Origin of the sequence: Nonomuraea deserti, assembly GCF_004348685.1 — a bacterium.
In the GTDB taxonomy this organism is placed as follows: Bacteria; Actinomycetota; Actinomycetes; order Streptosporangiales; family Streptosporangiaceae; genus Nonomuraea; species Nonomuraea deserti.
In genome coordinates, this window is record NZ_SMKO01000012.1 from 1 (window position 1) to 15,950 (window position 15,950).

The window sequence follows — 15,950 nt, forward strand, 5'->3', positions numbered from 1 at the left end:
GGCCCTCGCATCCGGTACGTCCAACGAACCTGACCACCGAACCCCCGCGTCCGGCACGTCCTACGAACCCGACCACCACACCCCCACACCCAGTTCATCCAGCTCATCCAGCCAACAAACTCGACGACCACACCCACGCGCCCCCTACGTCCGGCATAACCGACCGCCACGCTCCCGCGCCCCCTACGTCCAGCAAACCCGACCACCAGGCCCTCGCATCCGGTACGTCCAACGAACCTGACCACCGAACCCCCGCGTCCGGCACGTCCTACGAACCCGACCACCACACCCCCACACCCAGTTCATCCAGCTCATCCAGCTCATCCAGCTCATCCAGCGGAGCCGGCCGCCATACCCCCGTGCCCGCTAGGCCCAGCGAAACCGGCCACCACACCACCAGCCGGCCGGCGAGCCTGGCCACTACCGGAGAGCCTGTGGACGCCGGTGGGGCGGATGAGGGCGATGTGCCCGAAAAGGGTTCGCTCGGCTGGTCGATCCCGGACACCTCCGACTGGGCCAGCCTCCCCGACAGGATCGCCGCCTACCGGGCCGGCTATCTCGCCGAAGACCGCAGGCTCCTCGAGAAGGCGCTCCGCGCGGGCACGATCATGGGCCTGGCCACCACGAACGCCCTCGAACTCGGCGTGGACGTCTCCGGTCTCGACGCCGTGCTGATCGCCGGCTGGCCGGGCACCCGGGCTTCCCTCTGGCAGCAGGCGGGCCGGGCGGGCCGGGACGGCCGGGACGCACTCGCCGTACTGATCGCCCGGGACGACCCCCTCGACACCTACCTGGTGCACCACCCCGATGCCCTGTTCGGCCAGCCCGTGGAGGCGATCGTCCTCGACCCGGACAACCCGTACGTGCTGGGCCCGCACCTGTGCGCCGCGGCGGCCGAGATCCCGCTGGCCGAGGACGACCTGCCCGTTTTCGGCGACACCACCCCGGCCGTCCTCGAAGACCTGGTCGCCCAGGGGCTGCTCAGGAAGCGTCCGGCGGGATGGTTCTGGACCAGGCGCGAGCGCGCCACCGACCTCGCGGACATCCGTGGCGGCGGAGGCGCCCCCATCCAGGTCGTGGAGTCGTCGACCGGCCGTCTCCTGGGCAGCGTGGACGAGCCCTCCGCCCACACCGCGGTGCACACCGGCGCGGTCTACCTCCACCAGGGCGAGACCTTCCTGGTGGAGGTGCTCGATCTGGAGGCCGGCGTCGCTCTGGTCTGCAGCGCAAGCCCCGACTACACCACGTTCGCCCGGGACATCACCGACATCTCCATCCTTGGTACCCAACGCTCCCATGCCCTGGGCCCGGGCACGCTGCACTTCGGCGAGGTGGAGGTGACCCGGCAGGTCGTCTCATACCTCAAGAGACGCCTGCAGTCGGGCGAGATGCTCGGCGACGAGCCCCTGGACCTGCCCCCTCGTACCCTTCGCACCCGTGCGGTCTGGTGGACGCTGCCCGCGTCCGCGGTGGCCCCGCTCGCCGAAGCCGGCATCGACCTCGGCGGAGCCGCCCACGCCGCCGAGCACGCCTCGATCGGCCTGCTCCCCCTGTTCGCCACCTGCGACCGCTGGGACATCGGCGGCGTCTCCACCGAACTCCACGCCGACACGGGCCTGCTCACGGTCTTCGTGTACGACGGCCACGAGGGCGGAGCGGGCTTCGCCGAACGCGGCTACGCCCGAGCGACGGACTGGCTGACGGCGACGCGCGAAGCCATCACCTCATGCGAATGCGACCGTGGCTGCCCCTCCTGCATCCAGTCCCCGAAGTGCGGCAACGGCAACGAACCCTTGGACAAACGAGGCGCGATCCACCTCCTCGACACCCTGCTGACCCAGCAATAAAGCAACACACCGGCCCCACCACCGCCAAACCCGGCAGGGCCATGCGCCGACCCGCAGTACCCGCCGGAACCCGGCGCGGCCATGCGCCGGCTCGTGGTGCGGGCGCTCGACGGGTCCGGCACCCGGCTACGACGGGAGGCGGCGGGCCCCGGCCGGCTATCCGCGGCGCCTTCGCGATGTCCAGGCGGGCCACCCCGACGAGCTTGATCGGGTGAGCTTAACTGTCGCCGCCCCTGTGCCTGCGGCCGGCGAAAGCGCGCTCATTCTCATCGTCGCCGTCGCCTTCGTCGGCGGCCCAGAAATCGGCTGACCCCGGCTGCGGGCGTTCCCAGAACCCGCTGTCCTCCATGGCTCTGGGCGACGGTGGAAGGTAGTCGTCCCAGTGTTCTTCGATACGGACGGCGGGCGGGGTGATGGTGGCCGAGCCCTCGGGCACGTCTGTCACGGCCGAGCTAGGCAAGGCGATCCGCATGGGCCCCTGCCGGGTGCTTTCCGCGTCCCGAACTCCCCGGACGTCGTCCACCTCGATCTGGACGGATATCTCCTTACGCGCCGGATCGGATTTGGGGAACGCGGCGGCCCTTTCCCGGGACGCGTCCCGAGACCGTTCCGACTTCGCCGCCTGCTGGTGCTCTGCGGGCTGCTCGGTCCGGGCATGATCGGGTACGCGCGTCTTCGCCACGGCCAGGATCACCGTGGGCCGCCGCCGGAGCGGTGTGGCGGCAGGCTGGATGGTGTCATCGCTCTCCGCGGCCTGCGTACCGCCTCCGGCGAAAGCAGGGCCGACGCGCGTGGCCGCGGTCACCGGCGCGGGCGTGGCACCGGCCGCGTCACCGGCGAGCGCCCGCCGCCGCGCCCACGCGCCCGCGTGCGCGCCGAGCAGCAGCAGAAGGAGGCCCGCCGCCACGTAGAGGCCGTACTGTCCGATGTTCCCCAGAGGCGACTCGCTCGACTGCGCCCTCACGTCACCGGTCGTTACGGGCGCTGTGTCCGTGCCGTCCCTGGCGCCGGACGGGACGAGCCCGCCCGAATCGTCGGCTGTCGGGATGGGCAGGTTGCCGTCAGCGTCGGTATCGGGAATGTCGGGCAGCTTGGAGGTCGTCGGGTTACGGGTCGTCGGCTCGTCCGTGGGCAGTGGCTGTCTCTTGGCGGGCAGGGTCGGCAACGCGTCGACGTTCTTGCCATCTCGGTTCTTCGGTGTCTGCTTAGTGGTCTTTTTCGGCTTGGCTGTGGGCTTGGCGGGGAAAGCGAGGTAGGCGGAGGCTGACGGTTCCGATCCGATCGAGCCTCCTTCGCCGTCGCCCCTGAAGGCCTTGACGGTGAACCCCACCCGCTGCCCTTCCGTCTTGGCGGGCACCGCGAGCACCGCTCTGCAGGAGGTGCCCGCGCACGCGCTGTCGGCGGGCAGCCTTCCGACGATTCCCGTCAGCGTGTTGGAGACCTCGTAGGACTGCAGATCGGGCTCGGGGCCCTTGGACCAGGTGACAAGAACCTTGTCGGCGCCCTGCCGTGCCACGTTCACGTTGCCCGGAGTCCCGGCCGGCCGTCGCAGCCTGAACGTGCTGGTGGCGTACTCCCTTCCGGTGAGCTCTCCTTTGAGAGTCACGGTGAAGGGGCCGTTGGGGGCGTCTCCGGCGTCGAACGTCCCGGAGAGCGTCTGGTTGGCGCCGCCTCCGGCGACCTTCTGACGTGGAGTGGCCGGACCTTCGACGTACAGGCCCATGTTGAGCTGGATCATCCCCGTAAGGGCGGAAACAGTGACGGACGAGCTGGAGACCACCTGACCGTCGGTGGGCGACGTGATCTGTCCGGACGTGTCGGCCTGCCAGGTCACGGAGGTGGCCCGCGCGGAACCGCCCAGCGCGACGGACACCGCCACGATCGCTCCTGCGGCCACCACTTTGCCGACTACCGTCACGACGCTTCCCTCCACCGAGAGCCTCGCGTCGCCCGACCGCCCCTGGGGGCGTTCGCGCGACGACCGGAAGTGCAGTCCGCCCGGCCGATACGGTCACCGACCGCCCCCGGACCGCACCCTAGCGACTTCGCCAGAGCCGTCACAGCTCTCTGTCGCATATGGCATGAACCGAGGGTAAGCGGGACCTTACGGGAAATACCCAGCTCTTGGACACCGCGTCTAAGGAGTCGTAACGGGATTGCGACATAGCCCCGCAAGCACCACTCGCCACATTGCGCGACGTCATCCCTTTTCGTTCACCCCATTTGTTTGCCAATAGCAAAAATCACGACTCACCACCCGAGTCAGGGCATGTCAGTCATTTCAGTCACATCAGAGGTCACACGGCGGGGGGTGGGCGCCGCGTCATGGGCGGCGCGTCATGGGCGGCGCGTCATGGGCGGCGCGTCATGGACGGCGCGTCATGGACGGCGCGTCATGGACGGCGCGTCATGGACGGCGCGTCATGGACGGCGCGTCATGGGCGGCGGGTCATGGGCGGTAAGTCATGGGCGGTGGGTGGTGGGCTGGAGCGTCGGCGGCGGGCTAGTGATCGTTCTCGGCCGGGGTCACTGTTGCGGGGCCGGCACGGGATCTGCCGGTCAGGGTGCGGGTGCCGGCGATCGGCAGGGAGATCGACAACGAGGTCCAGACGTCGGCGATCTCGTTACGGATCTCGCAGCGGGTGAGTGTGACGCCGTTCCGGGCAGCGAGGTTCGAGGCCCGCAGGCAGGCACCCTCCGGGTCGACCAACGCCGTTTCGGCCGCCGCCAGCGCGCTGAGGTCGGCGGCGCTGCTGACGCGGTGGCGGGCCACGCGTACGGAGCCCACAGTGGCGAACGCCGCGGCGACGGCCATCAGCAGACCCATGAGGGCGACTCCCCATAGCGTGGCCGAGCCGCGTTCCTTGTGATTGATCTCTTCCTCCTTGGCGATCGCAGATCTCGAGCCGCACGGCTCCGCTCAGCAGGCCCACGATGAGGCCCTGGGAGCCGGGTGGCATATCCGAGCCGGCGCGGCCTCCTCCGAGGAGGCCGCGCTGGCGCCGGGCGGGTGCCGACCGCCTGGGCGTTGTCATGGTTCGGTGTCTGCCGTGGCCGTGGCGGACACCTGGACGGCGGGCAGCGACCCGCCCCACGATGGGCGCACCTCAACGGTGATCTGCACCCTGGTCAGGTCGACGTCACGGGACACGGCTATCCGCGCGTTGGGACGGGTGGCCGACCGGGCGTGGTCGCGGACCTGGCTCAGTGGTTCGCCTCTGGCGGCGGCCCGGGCGGCCGCGCGGGCCGCGTCCACACATTCGAGCTGGGCGCCGACCGCTTGGATGGCCCACAGCGCGGCAGCCAGCACGACCATGAGCGCGGGCAGCATCGCGGCGGTCTCGGCCGTCACCGAGCCCCGCGATGCCGACCGTCTTCCGCCCACGGAGATCCGCCCGGGGCGACGGATCATTTGCCGGTCGTCTTGAGCGCTCGGTCGATGAGCGAGGTCAGCATTTCCTGCACTTCCGGGCTGCTCACGACTTTGAACAGGAGCGCGGCGAAGGCGCAGGCCGCGATGGTGCCCACCGCGTATTCGGCGGTGGACATGCCGCGCTCACGATTGGCCGTGGCGTAGTGGAGCCACCTGCTGGATCGCCACCGCGAGCCTCCTCCGACGGCCCTCTCCCCGGTGGACGTCGATGAGGGCGTCGATGAGGGCGTGGCGTGAGCGCGCGTCGACGGGGTGGCTGGCGTGATGTCGCTGATGTGCTCGGTAGAAGGGAAGCTGCCGCGGGGGAAGCTGCCGCGGGCCGAGTGGGCTCCCGGCGGGGTGTGCGGGCGTGGTGTGGCGGTGGCTTCGACGGCGTCTGGTGTGAGGGCGGAACTGTGCATGGGGCCTCCAGGTGGTTGGGGCGCCGGGGTCTTGTCCGGCGGGAGTCCAAGGGTCGCCGGGAAGGCTCTGCGCGGAGTGGACCGAGCGCGGTTCTGTGGATGGTGGCAGCCGAAAGCCGGACCTGTGGATAACCGGCCTGCCCGGTCCCGCGGGCGTGTGATGTCCCACGGACGCCTGCGGGAGGCCGCGATGGCGGCCTTGGAGGACGACGTTCCTGGCCCCGTACCGGGAGCAGGCCATGATGAAGGAAGCCGTCGGCCATGTGAACCCTCGCTTCCGGCCCGACGAGGGGTGACGCGGGCAAGAGGGTCGAGGCTAGGGAAGGATGATCGTCGAAGCCAGGCCGGCTACCACCGGGATGATGCCGACCAGGACGAACGCCGGCAGGAAGCAGAGACCCAGCGGTGCCACGGCCTTGACGCCGACCTGTCTGGCCGAGGCGACGGATCCGGCTCTGGCGGCCGCTCGGGCGTCGTCGGCCAGGCGGGTCAGGACATCGGCCACCGGCGCGCCGCTTTGAGCCGCCCGGCCCATCGCCCGGCAGAGCCCGCCCATCGCGGGGTCTCCAGCGAGGGCCGCCCAGGTGGTTTCCGGGTCGGCGCCCAGGCGGAGCCGGCTGCTCACCCAGCCCAACCGCCGGCCGAGTGGGCCGCCGATCGTGCGGCCGGCGATCTCGGTGGCCGCGCTCACCGGGCGGCCGGCGAGCAGGCATGCGGTCATCAGGTCGGCAGCGAAAGGCAGGTCGGCGGCGATTCGCTCGCGGTCCTGCCGCGCCTGCTGCGGCTCTTTCCTGTGCAGGAACATCGCGACCGCCGGAATGGTCAGCAAGCCGACGATGATTCCCGTGGCTCCGACTCCGAACAGGAGGGTGGCCATCAACCCCGCGCCGGTGGCGGTGACGGCGGTCTTGCGGGTCATCCGTTTCGGGGGGTCGTGGGACGGGTCGAGCCAGGCCGGCGGGTCCTCGGTCTGGCCGCCGGGAAGTCTTTCGGGAGGGCGTAGCCGGGCCAGACGTCCGGCGGGGGTCATCGGGGAGAGCCACAACCACGCGGCCACGCCGGCGGACAGGGCGGACAGCAGCACGAACATCGGTGAGATCCGTTCGATCATGTACGAACCGGGAGGCCGCCAGGGCCCAGCCCAGGCCTGCCCGAAAGCACACCCGGACCCCAGCCATGGTTTGCCCGAGAGGACACCCTGTCCCGCCCAGGCCTGCCCGAGAGGACACAGGGCTCAGCGCAGGCCTGCCCGAGAGGACAGCCCTGCAAGGACAGCCGGATCCAGCCCAGCCTGCCCGAAAGGACACAAAACTCAGCCCAGGCCTGCCCGGAAAGAACACCAGGGATCAGCCCTGTGCTCGGGCGGCCATGCGGTTGGTCCACCACAGGCCGCACGCGTCGAGGGCGACCCCCGCCACCAGGCACATCAGGCCCGGCAGGCTGCCGAGCAGGAACGCGAGGGGGCGCATGCCGAGGGCCGCCGCCATGAGGAGGCCCAGGGCCGGGAGCGCGGCCAGCATCCTGGCCGTCGTGCGAGGCCCGGCCAGCTGCGCGGCGACGTCCTGGCGGTGGGCCTGTGCCGCGCGTAACGTGCTCGCCACCCGGTCGACCAGGGCGGACAGGCCGGCGCCCACCGTGACGCCGACCTCCCAGCAGGCGGCAAGCCGGCGCAGGCCCTCGCCTCCTTGCGGCGGGGCGGCGGCGATCAGTGCCGCGGGGACGTCGCCACCGTCCCGCGCCGCGGCCACGACCGGGCGCAGGATCTCCGGATCGGGGAAGTCGACCGATGCCAGGGCCCTGGTCAGGGCCTCTCCGGGGGTGCGGCCGGCGGACAGCTCGGCCGACAGGACCTGGCACAGCTCGATGGACGCGCTGCGCCAGGCGTCGGCGCGGCGGGCCGGGTGAGTACGGGTCAGCAGCCGGCCGAGCGAGCGCCACCGCGGCCTGGCCCGGCCCCCGGTAAGCCTGCCCAGGCGGGTCGTGGCGAGGTCTGGCCCCGTCCACATCCACACGGCGCACGCCGTGCACACAGCGGCGACGATCAGCGCGCCGCTCATATCAGCGCCCTCCGGGCCAGGGCGTCATGGCCGGGGCCGACGTGGGTGTGACCGTCGGCGTCGAAGGTCAGGGCGGGGATCGACTCGACGAGGCCGGTCGGGGTCCTGGTGAGCAGGCAGATCTCGGCGATGCGCCGGCGTCCGTCGGGGCGGTCGCGGGTCAGGTGGACGACCGCGTCGAGCGCGGCCGCCAGCTGGCTGTGCACGGCCTCCCTGCTCAGGCCCGCCGCGCAGCCCAGCGCCTCGAGCCGGGGTGGGACGTCGGCCGCGGTGTTGGCGTGCAGCGTGCCGCAGCCGCCCTCGTGCCCGGTGTTCAAGGCCGCCAGCAGATCCACCACCTCCGATCCGCGCACTTCACCGACCACCAGGCGGTCAGGACGCATCCGCAGCGCCTGGCGTACCAGGTCGCGCAGGCCCACGCCGCCCGCGCCCTCCAGGTTGGCCGGTCGGGTCTCCAGGCGAACCACGTGCGGGTGGAGCGGGCGCAGCTCGGCAGAGTCCTCCACCAGCAGGAGGCGCTCGCCCGGGTCGGCCAAGGAGAGCAGGGCCGACAGGAGCGTGGTCTTGCCGGTGCCCGTGCCGCCGGTCACGAGGAAGGCGAGCCGGGCGGTCACCATGGCGGACAGCACGGGGATCGCGGGTGGGGTGATGGTGCCGGCTGCGACGAGGTCGGGGAGGGTGAACGTGCGCCGGGGCGGCAGGCGTAGCGAGATGCAGGTGCCGCCGGACGCCACGGGCGGGAGCACCGCGTGGAGGCGGACGCCGCCTGTGAGTCGGGCGTCGACATGGGGGCAGGCGTCGTCGAGGCGTCTCCCGGCGGCGGCCGCCAGGCGCTGGGCCAGCCTGCGTACGGCGCCGTCGTCGGAGAAGGTGACCGACGTGCGGCGCAGGCCGCCGCCCTCGTCGATCCACACCTCGCGCGGGCCGTTGACCAGGACATCGGTCACCTCGGGGCGGGCCAGGAGCGGCTCCAGCGGGCCCGCGCCCATCAGGTCGGCGCAGAGGGCTCTGGCCACGGCGAGGATCTCCGCGTCGCCGTAGACGGATTTCTCCGCTCTGAGCGCCACCGCCACCTGGGCCGCGCTGGGCTCGGCCCCCGTGCGGGCCAGGCGTACGCGAACCGCCTCCACCAGCTCGGGCGAGACCGGAGGCGTCATGCCGGGAGGAGGTCGCGGAGCAGCGAGGAGCACAGGGCGCCGAGCACGGTGCGGGGGCCCAGCCTTGGCAGCTCGCCCCGGTTGAGTGTGGCGGTGAGGCGCGGCTGGTCGGGCAGGCTGCCGGCGGCGGGGATGCCGAGGGATCCGGTGGCCATGTCGTCGTCCACGACTCCCGGGCGGAGGACGGCCCGCAGATCTGAGGTGTGCTTGCGGGCCTCGCCCAGCACCTGGGCCGCCGACAGGACGCCGCGCACGTCGGCCGTGGCCACGAGCAGTGTGGTCTTGGCCCTGGTGAGGGCCTCGATCGCGGCAGGATCGAGGTGGCGGGGAAGGTCGGCGACGATCAGGTCGAAGCCGCGCCTGCCCGCCTCCAGGACCGAGCGCATGGCCTGGGCCGGGATCGCCGCCACCTCGCCTCTCTGGAAGGAGAGGACCGCCAGGTCGCCGAACGACGGCAGCGCGGCCTGCAGCGCGCTGGAACTGATGCGGCCTTCCCTGGCCACGAGGTCTCCCCAGCGCGCGCCCGGCGCCTCCTCGTGGCCGAGCAGTGCGTCGATGCCGCCGCCCAGCGGGTCGGCGTCGACCAGCAGCGTACGGAGCTGATCGCCCGAGGCGCGCAGGGCCAGGCAGGCTGAAAGCACGCTCGCGCCCGCTCCCCCGCGCCCGCCGATCACGCAGATCAAGGCCCCGGAACGGGGGTCGGGCTCCATGGCGTCGGCCAGCCGCTCCACCAGGTGGCGCTCGTCGTTCGGGAGGACCACGACGGACTGGGCGCCCACGGCGACGCATTTTCGCCAGGTGTCGGGGTCGTCCGGATCTCGTGTCACGAGCAGGATCTGGTCTCGAGCCGGAGGTGAGGCCGCGGCCACCGCGTCCGCCTGGTCGGCGCCCACCGCGATCAGCGGCGCGAGGTTCCAGTAGGGGCGGGCGTGCGCGGGGACGTGGGCCACGTCGAGCTGGGCGCCGGCCGCGGCCGCGATGCGGACCAGGTCGTCGAGCAGAGCGTGGTCTTCGGTGATGACCAGGGGACGGTGCATCGGGGGCCTCCTGCGTGGGTGGGAGGCCCACCTTGCTGGAGGCGGCGCGGGCGCCGGCCGGGCGAACGCGATTCTGTGGATGGAGGCGCCGCGGGCCCCTGAGGCTGTGGACGGAGGCACGAAGGGCCACAGGCCTGTGGACGAGGGCTGGAAGGGAGGCACGGCGGGCCATAAGGCCTGGGAAGCGCGGACGACCCGGAAGGCTGCCGCGGAGGGTGAACGCCACGGCCCGGGAGGCTGTGGACGGTGGACGTCGCGGCCTGGGAGGTGCGGGGCGAGGCGGGAAAAGGGGCGACCCCCGCCGGGGGGGAGAGCGGGGGTCGCCTGATCGGTCCGGCTCCGGGGGGGTAGAGCCGGTCCCGTTTCAGAAGAAAGCTTTCATCACTTCACCAGCATCTGGCAAGGCACTTGCAAACGCATCGCGTGCACGCTCTCCCCAGTTTCTGGTGATACCCCCGTATGCTGCCCGATCGACTCGAGTTTCGTCGAGGAGCAATCCTGCATTTTCGCCAAGTTTTTTCGCTGCGACATAACGATCACATAAAGGCAATCACTCTCCGTGATCATCACGACCCGGTAACCGGATCGGCGCGCGACGCCCGCGACGCCCCCATCGCCAGGTAAAGGTCTTGGTCCGAGGGGTTCCCATCAGGCCACATCCGTCGTAGAAAGGGGTTACGGACCACTTGTCCGGGTGCATCAGCCGGGTACCCACGCGCGACCAGCCGCGGGAGGCGCGTCGTGACGGGCTTGACCCGCTCCGACGGATACAGGTGCACGCTTGGTAACCCGGTGTGATGCACCGGCTGCGGCGTCTCTTGACGGAGACGCCGTCAGCTATGTCGGGTTCGCCCGAAGCGTCTCCCCTGATCTTGTCAGCCTCTCTGCATGGCCTCGCAGATGGCCGTGGTCTCGCGCGCTCCGAGGGTTACCGCGGAGGCACACTGTTGTACCCACCGGCTCACGCCCTCCGGCGTGCCGCTCAAGTACGCCCGCAGCCCCTCCGCGTACGGCAGCTCCAGCCGCCCCACCTCGACGGCCACCAAAGACTTGGGGTCGAGCCCGAACTCGACCAGCGTCAGCCGTTCGGCCGCACGTGCCACGACCCCGTCGGCCGTGCCGAAGGGCCGCAGCACGGCCAGCTCAGCGTGGATCACGGCGGCCAGCACGATCGCGGGCGCGCTCGTGGGCCGTTCGAGCAGGCCGAGCAGGGCCTCCATGCGGGTCGCCGTCTCGCCGGCGTCCGGCGCCGCGCCCAGGGCCAGAGGGTCGGGGACCGTGTCGAACGTGCGCGGCCGGCCGAGAGCGGCTTCCGGCGCGAGACCCGCGGCCGCCACGGTGTGCAGCCGCGCCAGCACCTGCCGGGGCGCCTTCCGCCAGGTCGGGCCCATGCGGCCCAGCTCCGCGGACGCGCGCAGCGCCCCCTGGACCAGGGGGTCGTGCACCTCGTCACGGCGCAGGGCGTCGAGGGACACGTCCACGCCTTCGAGCGCGGCCGACGCGCGCGCCCCGCGCAGCGACGACTCCGCGGACACGGCGGGGCTCGCCCGGCGCAGGACGCGGTGGCGGTAGAGCCGGTCGACGGCCTGTCGAGCCTCGTCGACCGCCTCGGAAACGCCGGGGAACCGCGCGATGACGGTCAAGGGGTCACTCACGGAACCCGACCCTACCTGCGGGTAACGCGCGCCCCGCCACCGCGGCACGGTGACCGAGCGTGCTCGCGACCGGACGGCGTGACGACCGCAAGGAGAGAAAGCCCCGGCAGCTTCCCGACTCCAGGGGGCCCATAAACCCCCAAACCACCCCCACCGCACCTGAGCAATCGCGCCGGCGCGTATTCTTCGGATTTCAGGATGACAACGTTTCAATTGCGTTTGTCATGCAAGTTGATAAGCACGAGCGCCCATGGAGCCGGACGGTACAGACCTGTCTAGACCTCTTGTGTACGGAGGTCGTGAGCTGGTGAAGTGGGACACGACCTATCCAATCTGGCCATAGAAGGAGCACGAGGTGGCCCCGGAGACCCCTGGCAACGAAACCCAGGCGCTGTCCAACCTGCTGCAGGAGAACCGCCGGTTCGCACCTCCGGCCGACCTGGCGGCGGCCGCGAACGTGACCGCCGCCGCATATGACGAGGCCGCCGCCGACCGCCTCGCCTTCTGGGAGGGCACCGCCGAACGGCTGACCTGGGCCAAGAGGTGGGACCAGACACTCGAGTGGAACGCGCCGTTCGCCAAGTGGTTCGTCGGCGGCGAGCTCAATGTGGCCTACAACTGCGTCGACCGGCACGTCGAAGAGGGACGCGGCGACAGGGTCGCCTACTACTGGGAGGGCGAGCCCGAGGGCGACACCCGCACCCTCACCTACAACGATCTGAAGGCCGAGGTCAGCAAGGCCGCCAACGCCCTTCACGAGCTCGGGGTGCGCAAGGGCGACCGGGTCGCCATCTACATGCCGATGATCCCCGAGCTGCCGATCGCGATGCTGGCCTGCGCCCGCATCGGGGCCGTGCACTCGGTCGTGTTCGGCGGGTTCTCGGCCAACGCCCTCAAGAGCCGCATCGACGACGCCGACGCCAAGCTCGTGATCACCGCCGACGGCGGCTACCGCCGCGGCAAGCCGAGCGCGCTCAAGCCGATCGTGGACGAGGCCGTCGCCGAGTGCCCGCAGGTCGAGAACGTCCTCGTCGTACGCCGCACGGGCCAGGACGTCGCCGTCTCCGACAAGGACCTGTGGTGGCACGACGTGGTCGACCGCCAGAGCGACCAGCACACCGCCAAGCCCCACGGCGCGGAAGACCCGCTGTACATCCTCTACACCAGCGGCACCACGGGCAGGCCCAAGGGCATCCTGCACACCTCGGGCGGCTACCTCGCGCAGACCGCTTGGACGCACCACGCGGTCTTCGACCTCAAGCCCGAGACCGACATCTACTGGTGCACGGCCGACATCGGCTGGGTGACCGGCCACTCCTACATCGTGTACGGCCCCCTCGCCAACGGCGCCACCAGCGTCATCTACGAGGGCACCCCCGACACCCCGCACCGCGGCCGGTTCTGGGAGATCGTGCAGAAGTACAAGATCACGCTCCTCTACACGGCGCCCACGGCGATCCGGACGTTCATGAAGTGGGGCGACGACATCCCCGCCAAGTACGACATGTCCAGCCTGCGCGTCCTGGGCTCCGTCGGCGAGCCGATCAACCCCGAGGCGTACGTCTGGTACCGCGAGAACATCGGCCACAACCGCTGCCCCGTCGTGGACACCTGGTGGCAGACGGAGACCGGCGCCATCATGATCAGCCCGCTGCCGGGCGTGACCTCGGCCAAGCCGGGCGCCGCGATGCGCCCGCTGCCGGGCGTGGTCGCCGACGTGGTCGACGACCAGGGCAACAGCGTCCCCCACGGAGGCGGCGGTTTCCTCGTGCTGCGCGAGCCCTGGCCGGCGATGCTCCGTACGATCTGGGGCGACGACCAGCGCTACATCGACACCTACTGGAGCCGGTTCGAGGGAATGTACTTCCCCGGCGACGGCGCCAAGAAGGACGAGGACGGCGACCTGTGGCTGCTCGGCCGCGTGGACGACGTCATGCTGGTCTCCGGCCACAACATCTCCACCACCGAGGTGGAGAGCGCGCTGGTCAGCCACCCGAAGGTGGCCGAGGCGGCCGTGGTCGGCGCGACCGACCCGGTGACCGGCCAGGCCATCGTGTCGTTCGTGATCCTGCGCGGCGCCGCGGAGGAGAACGAGAACATCGCCACCGACCTGCGCGACCACGTGGCCAGGACGCTCGGCCCGATCGCCAAGCCGCGCCAGATCCTGGTCGTCCCCGAGCTGCCCAAGACGCGGTCCGGCAAGATCATGCGGCGTCTCCTGCGCGACGTTGCCGAGAACCGCAGCATCGGCGACGTCACCACGCTGGCCGACAGCACGGTGATGGACCTGATCTCGCAGAAGCTCCCGTCCGCGAAGTCCGAGGACTGACACCGGGACTGACACCGGGACTGACACCGGGGCTACGTACGGGCCGTGACCCACGCGGTGAAGCAGGGGCGCATGTTTCCGTAGGGAAGCATGCGCCCTCTGCGTACGCCCAGGCGGCGCAAGCGTTATCTTGGCTGATCGGGTAGTTCTGGGAGTGATGGCGAGGCCCGCCCCCAGCGCGTCGCTGGATGATGTTTGACACGGCCACCAGGCCTCGATAGGAGACGTTCATGCCGCAGACTCCCGAGGAAGAATCCCTGGGCTCGCTGATCGCCCGGGCGAGCGATCACATCTCCGAACTCGTGCGTTCAGAGATCAAGCTGGCCAAGGCCGAGTTCAGGTTCGACGCCAAGCGGGTCGGCATGGCGGGCGGCATGTTCGCCGCCGCCGCCTTCATGGCTCACCTGTGCCTGATCCTCGCCTCGTTCACGATCGCCTACGTGCTGGCGCAGTGGTTGCCCCACTGGGCGGCCTTCCTCATCGTGACCGTGTTCTACCTGCTGGTCGCGGGTCTGCTGGTGTTCATCGGGATCCGCCGGCTCAAGGGCCTGGCCGGGATGAAGCGCACCACCAGGTCGATCAAGGGCCTGAGGGAGATCGCCAACCCGGAGGACCAGACGCTGCCCGCGCTCAAGCCTGATCGCGAGCCGGTGACGCGTGATGGCGCCTGACGAGTCGGTCGTTCAGATCGAGGGGCCCTGGACGCACCGCTCGGTGCACGCGGGCGGCACCCGCTTCCACGTCGTGGAGGCGGGGCAGGGGCCTCTGGTGATGCTGCTGCACGGGTTCCCGCAGTTCTGGTGGACGTGGCGCAACCAGCTCGAAGCGCTGCCCGCCGCCGGCTATCGGGCGGTCGCGGTCGACCTGCGGGGCTACGGCGGCAGCGACAAACCGCCGCGCGGCTACGACCTGCCGACGCTGGCGGGCGACGCGACGGGGCTGATCCGGGCGCTCGGCGAGACCGGGGCGATCGTGGTGGGGCACGACTGGGGCGGGCTGCTGGCCTGGACGATGGCCGTGCTGGAGCCGAAGTGCGTACGCCGGCTCGTCACCGTGTCGGCCCCGCATCCGCTGCGGCTGCGCGGAGCCCTGGTGACCGACCCGTTCGGCCAGCTCAAGGCGAGCGTCCAGGCCCTCGGCTTCCAGCTGCCGCTGCTGCCGGAGCACCTGCTCACCCGCCGCGACGGGAGGCGCGTCGGCCGCTTCCTCGACGAGTGGTCGCGCCCCGGCTGGCCGGAGCCCGAGACCGCGCGCACCTATCGGGAGGCGTTCCGCATCCCCACCGTGGCGCACTGCGCGCTGGAATACCACCGCTGGTTCGGCCGCTCCCAGCTCCGCCCCGACGGCCGGCGGTACGCCAGGGTCATGCGCACCGAGATCGAGGCGCCCACGCTGCAGGTGCACGGGGCGCTCGACCCGCGGGTGCTCCCGCGCACGGCGCAGGGTTCGAGCCGTCACGTGGCGGCCCCCTATCGGTGGCGGCTGCTCGAAGGGGCGGGGCACTTCCCCCACGAGGAGATTCCCGACGTGTTCAACCAGGAGCTGCTCGGCTGGCTGGCCGACCCGGAGCCCGACCGATGAGAGACCGTGACCCCGAGGGCCGGCCGCGCAGCGCCAGGCCGCGCGACGCGTACGGCAGGCCGCTCCCCTATGGTTCGCCCGGGATGCCCCGGGTGCCCGACGACTACGCGCCCACCACAGAGCAGGCGCTGGCGGACGGCCGCCGTTTCCTGCGCGACGGCCTGCCGTTCAACGCCCACGAGGTGTTCGAGGGCCGCTGGAAGTGCGCGCCGGAGGACGAGCGCGACCTGTGGCAGGGGCTCGCGCAGATCTGCGTCGGGCTCACGCATCTGCAGCGCGGCAACGGGCGCGGCGCGGTGACCCTGCTCAGCCGCGGCGCCGCCAAGGCGCAGTCGTACGGCGGCGCGTACGACGCGGTCGGCAAGGCCGCCTCCAGCCTGAGCCAGGACAGCGACCCCGGCGAGGCCGTCGCGCTGATCCTGGCCAAGCTCCCCGGCTGAGGCGGGAGGCGCA

At 71.3% G+C, this 15,950-nt stretch carries 13 protein-coding genes and 1 pseudogene; 5 read left to right on the forward strand and 9 right to left on the reverse strand.

Going from position 1 to position 15,950, the window contains the following annotated elements:
* Positions 1-521: 521 nt before the first annotated feature.
* A pseudogene (locus E1292_RS07455) lies at positions 522-1,847 on the forward strand (Zn-binding domain-containing protein); the annotation flags it as partial.
* Positions 1,848-2,064: 217 nt separating this feature from the next.
* Here E1292_RS07455 and E1292_RS07460 read toward each other — a convergent pair.
* From E1292_RS07460 to E1292_RS07500, 9 genes are all read right to left on the reverse strand, one after another.
* Positions 2,065-3,765, reverse strand: a complete 1,701-nt coding sequence (locus E1292_RS07460) for a hypothetical protein (protein ID WP_132593395.1) — start codon at positions 3,763-3,765, stop codon at positions 2,065-2,067.
* A gap of 585 nt (positions 3,766-4,350) precedes the next feature.
* The gene (locus tag E1292_RS07465) at positions 4,351-4,740 is read right to left on the reverse strand and encodes an Rv3654c family TadE-like protein (protein WP_342775625.1); all 390 of its coding nucleotides are present in this window, start codon (positions 4,738-4,740) and stop codon (positions 4,351-4,353) included.
* A gap of 138 nt (positions 4,741-4,878) precedes the next feature.
* Positions 4,879-5,199 carry a TadE family type IV pilus minor pilin gene (locus E1292_RS07470; RefSeq protein ID WP_246089979.1) on the reverse strand — a complete coding sequence of 107 codons (321 nt, stop codon included), beginning with the start codon at positions 5,197-5,199 and terminating at the stop codon, positions 4,879-4,881.
* Positions 5,200-5,255: 56 nt separating this feature from the next.
* A complete protein-coding gene (locus E1292_RS54815) occupies positions 5,256-5,681 on the reverse strand; it encodes a DUF4244 domain-containing protein (RefSeq protein WP_132593399.1) in 426 nt (141 codons plus the stop codon).
* 316 nt (positions 5,682-5,997) lie between these two features.
* On the reverse strand, positions 5,998-6,792 hold the full coding sequence (locus E1292_RS07480; RefSeq protein ID WP_246089980.1) for a type II secretion system F family protein: 795 nt from the start codon (positions 6,790-6,792) through the stop codon (positions 5,998-6,000).
* A gap of 235 nt (positions 6,793-7,027) precedes the next feature.
* On the reverse strand, positions 7,028-7,738 hold the full coding sequence (locus tag E1292_RS07485) for a type II secretion system F family protein (RefSeq protein ID WP_132593401.1): 711 nt from the start codon (positions 7,736-7,738) through the stop codon (positions 7,028-7,030).
* Positions 7,735-8,895, reverse strand: coding sequence for a TadA family conjugal transfer-associated ATPase (locus E1292_RS07490; protein ID WP_132593403.1), 1,161 nt, complete (start codon positions 8,893-8,895; stop codon positions 7,735-7,737). The genes E1292_RS07485 and E1292_RS07490 overlap by 4 nt, the downstream gene beginning before the upstream one ends.
* On the reverse strand, positions 8,892-9,932 hold the full coding sequence (gene ssd, locus E1292_RS07495; protein WP_132593405.1) for a septum site-determining protein Ssd: 1,041 nt from the start codon (positions 9,930-9,932) through the stop codon (positions 8,892-8,894). Before ssd ends, E1292_RS07490 begins: the two co-directional genes overlap by 4 nt.
* Positions 9,933-10,807: 875 nt before the next feature.
* On the reverse strand, positions 10,808-11,587 hold the full coding sequence (locus E1292_RS07500) for a Fic family protein (RefSeq protein WP_132593407.1): 780 nt from the start codon (positions 11,585-11,587) through the stop codon (positions 10,808-10,810).
* A gap of 355 nt (positions 11,588-11,942) precedes the next feature.
* Between E1292_RS07500 and acs the strand changes: the two genes are divergently transcribed.
* The 4 genes from acs (at position 11,943) to E1292_RS07520 (ending at position 15,937) form a co-directional block, all read left to right on the forward strand.
* The gene (gene acs / locus E1292_RS07505; protein ID WP_132593409.1) at positions 11,943-13,916 is read left to right on the forward strand and encodes an acetate--CoA ligase; all 1,974 of its coding nucleotides are present in this window, start codon (positions 11,943-11,945) and stop codon (positions 13,914-13,916) included.
* A gap of 230 nt (positions 13,917-14,146) precedes the next feature.
* The gene (locus E1292_RS07510; protein WP_132593411.1) at positions 14,147-14,587 is read left to right on the forward strand and encodes a phage holin family protein; all 441 of its coding nucleotides are present in this window, start codon (positions 14,147-14,149) and stop codon (positions 14,585-14,587) included.
* Positions 14,577-15,497, forward strand: coding sequence for an alpha/beta fold hydrolase (locus E1292_RS07515; RefSeq protein WP_132593413.1), 921 nt, complete (start codon positions 14,577-14,579; stop codon positions 15,495-15,497). Before E1292_RS07510 ends, E1292_RS07515 begins: the two co-directional genes overlap by 11 nt.
* Entirely contained in the window at positions 15,494-15,937 is a 444-nt protein-coding gene (locus E1292_RS07520; protein WP_132593415.1) for a DUF309 domain-containing protein, read from the forward strand. Before E1292_RS07515 ends, E1292_RS07520 begins: the two co-directional genes overlap by 4 nt.
* The last annotated feature ends 13 nt before the right edge of the window (positions 15,938-15,950 follow it).

Excerpts from the sequence above, each read along its gene's own strand:
- E1292_RS54815 (WP_132593399.1), bottom strand. The coding sequence starts at position 5,681 with ATGCACAGTTCCGCCCTCACACCAGACGCCGTCGAAGCCACCGCCACA.
- E1292_RS07515 (WP_132593413.1), top strand. The coding sequence starts at position 14,577 with ATGGCGCCTGACGAGTCGGTCGTTCAGATCGAGGGGCCCTGGACGCAC.
- E1292_RS07485 (WP_132593401.1), bottom strand. The coding sequence starts at position 7,738 with ATGAGCGGCGCGCTGATCGTCGCCGCTGTGTGCACGGCGTGCGCCGTG.
- E1292_RS07510 (WP_132593411.1), top strand. The coding sequence starts at position 14,147 with ATGCCGCAGACTCCCGAGGAAGAATCCCTGGGCTCGCTGATCGCCCGG.
- ssd (WP_132593405.1), bottom strand. The coding sequence starts at position 9,932 with ATGCACCGTCCCCTGGTCATCACCGAAGACCACGCTCTGCTCGACGAC.
- E1292_RS07490 (WP_132593403.1), bottom strand. The coding sequence starts at position 8,895 with ATGACGCCTCCGGTCTCGCCCGAGCTGGTGGAGGCGGTTCGCGTACGC.
- E1292_RS07520 (WP_132593415.1), top strand. The coding sequence starts at position 15,494 with ATGAGAGACCGTGACCCCGAGGGCCGGCCGCGCAGCGCCAGGCCGCGC.
- E1292_RS07480 (WP_246089980.1), bottom strand. The coding sequence starts at position 6,792 with ATGATCGAACGGATCTCACCGATGTTCGTGCTGCTGTCCGCCCTGTCC.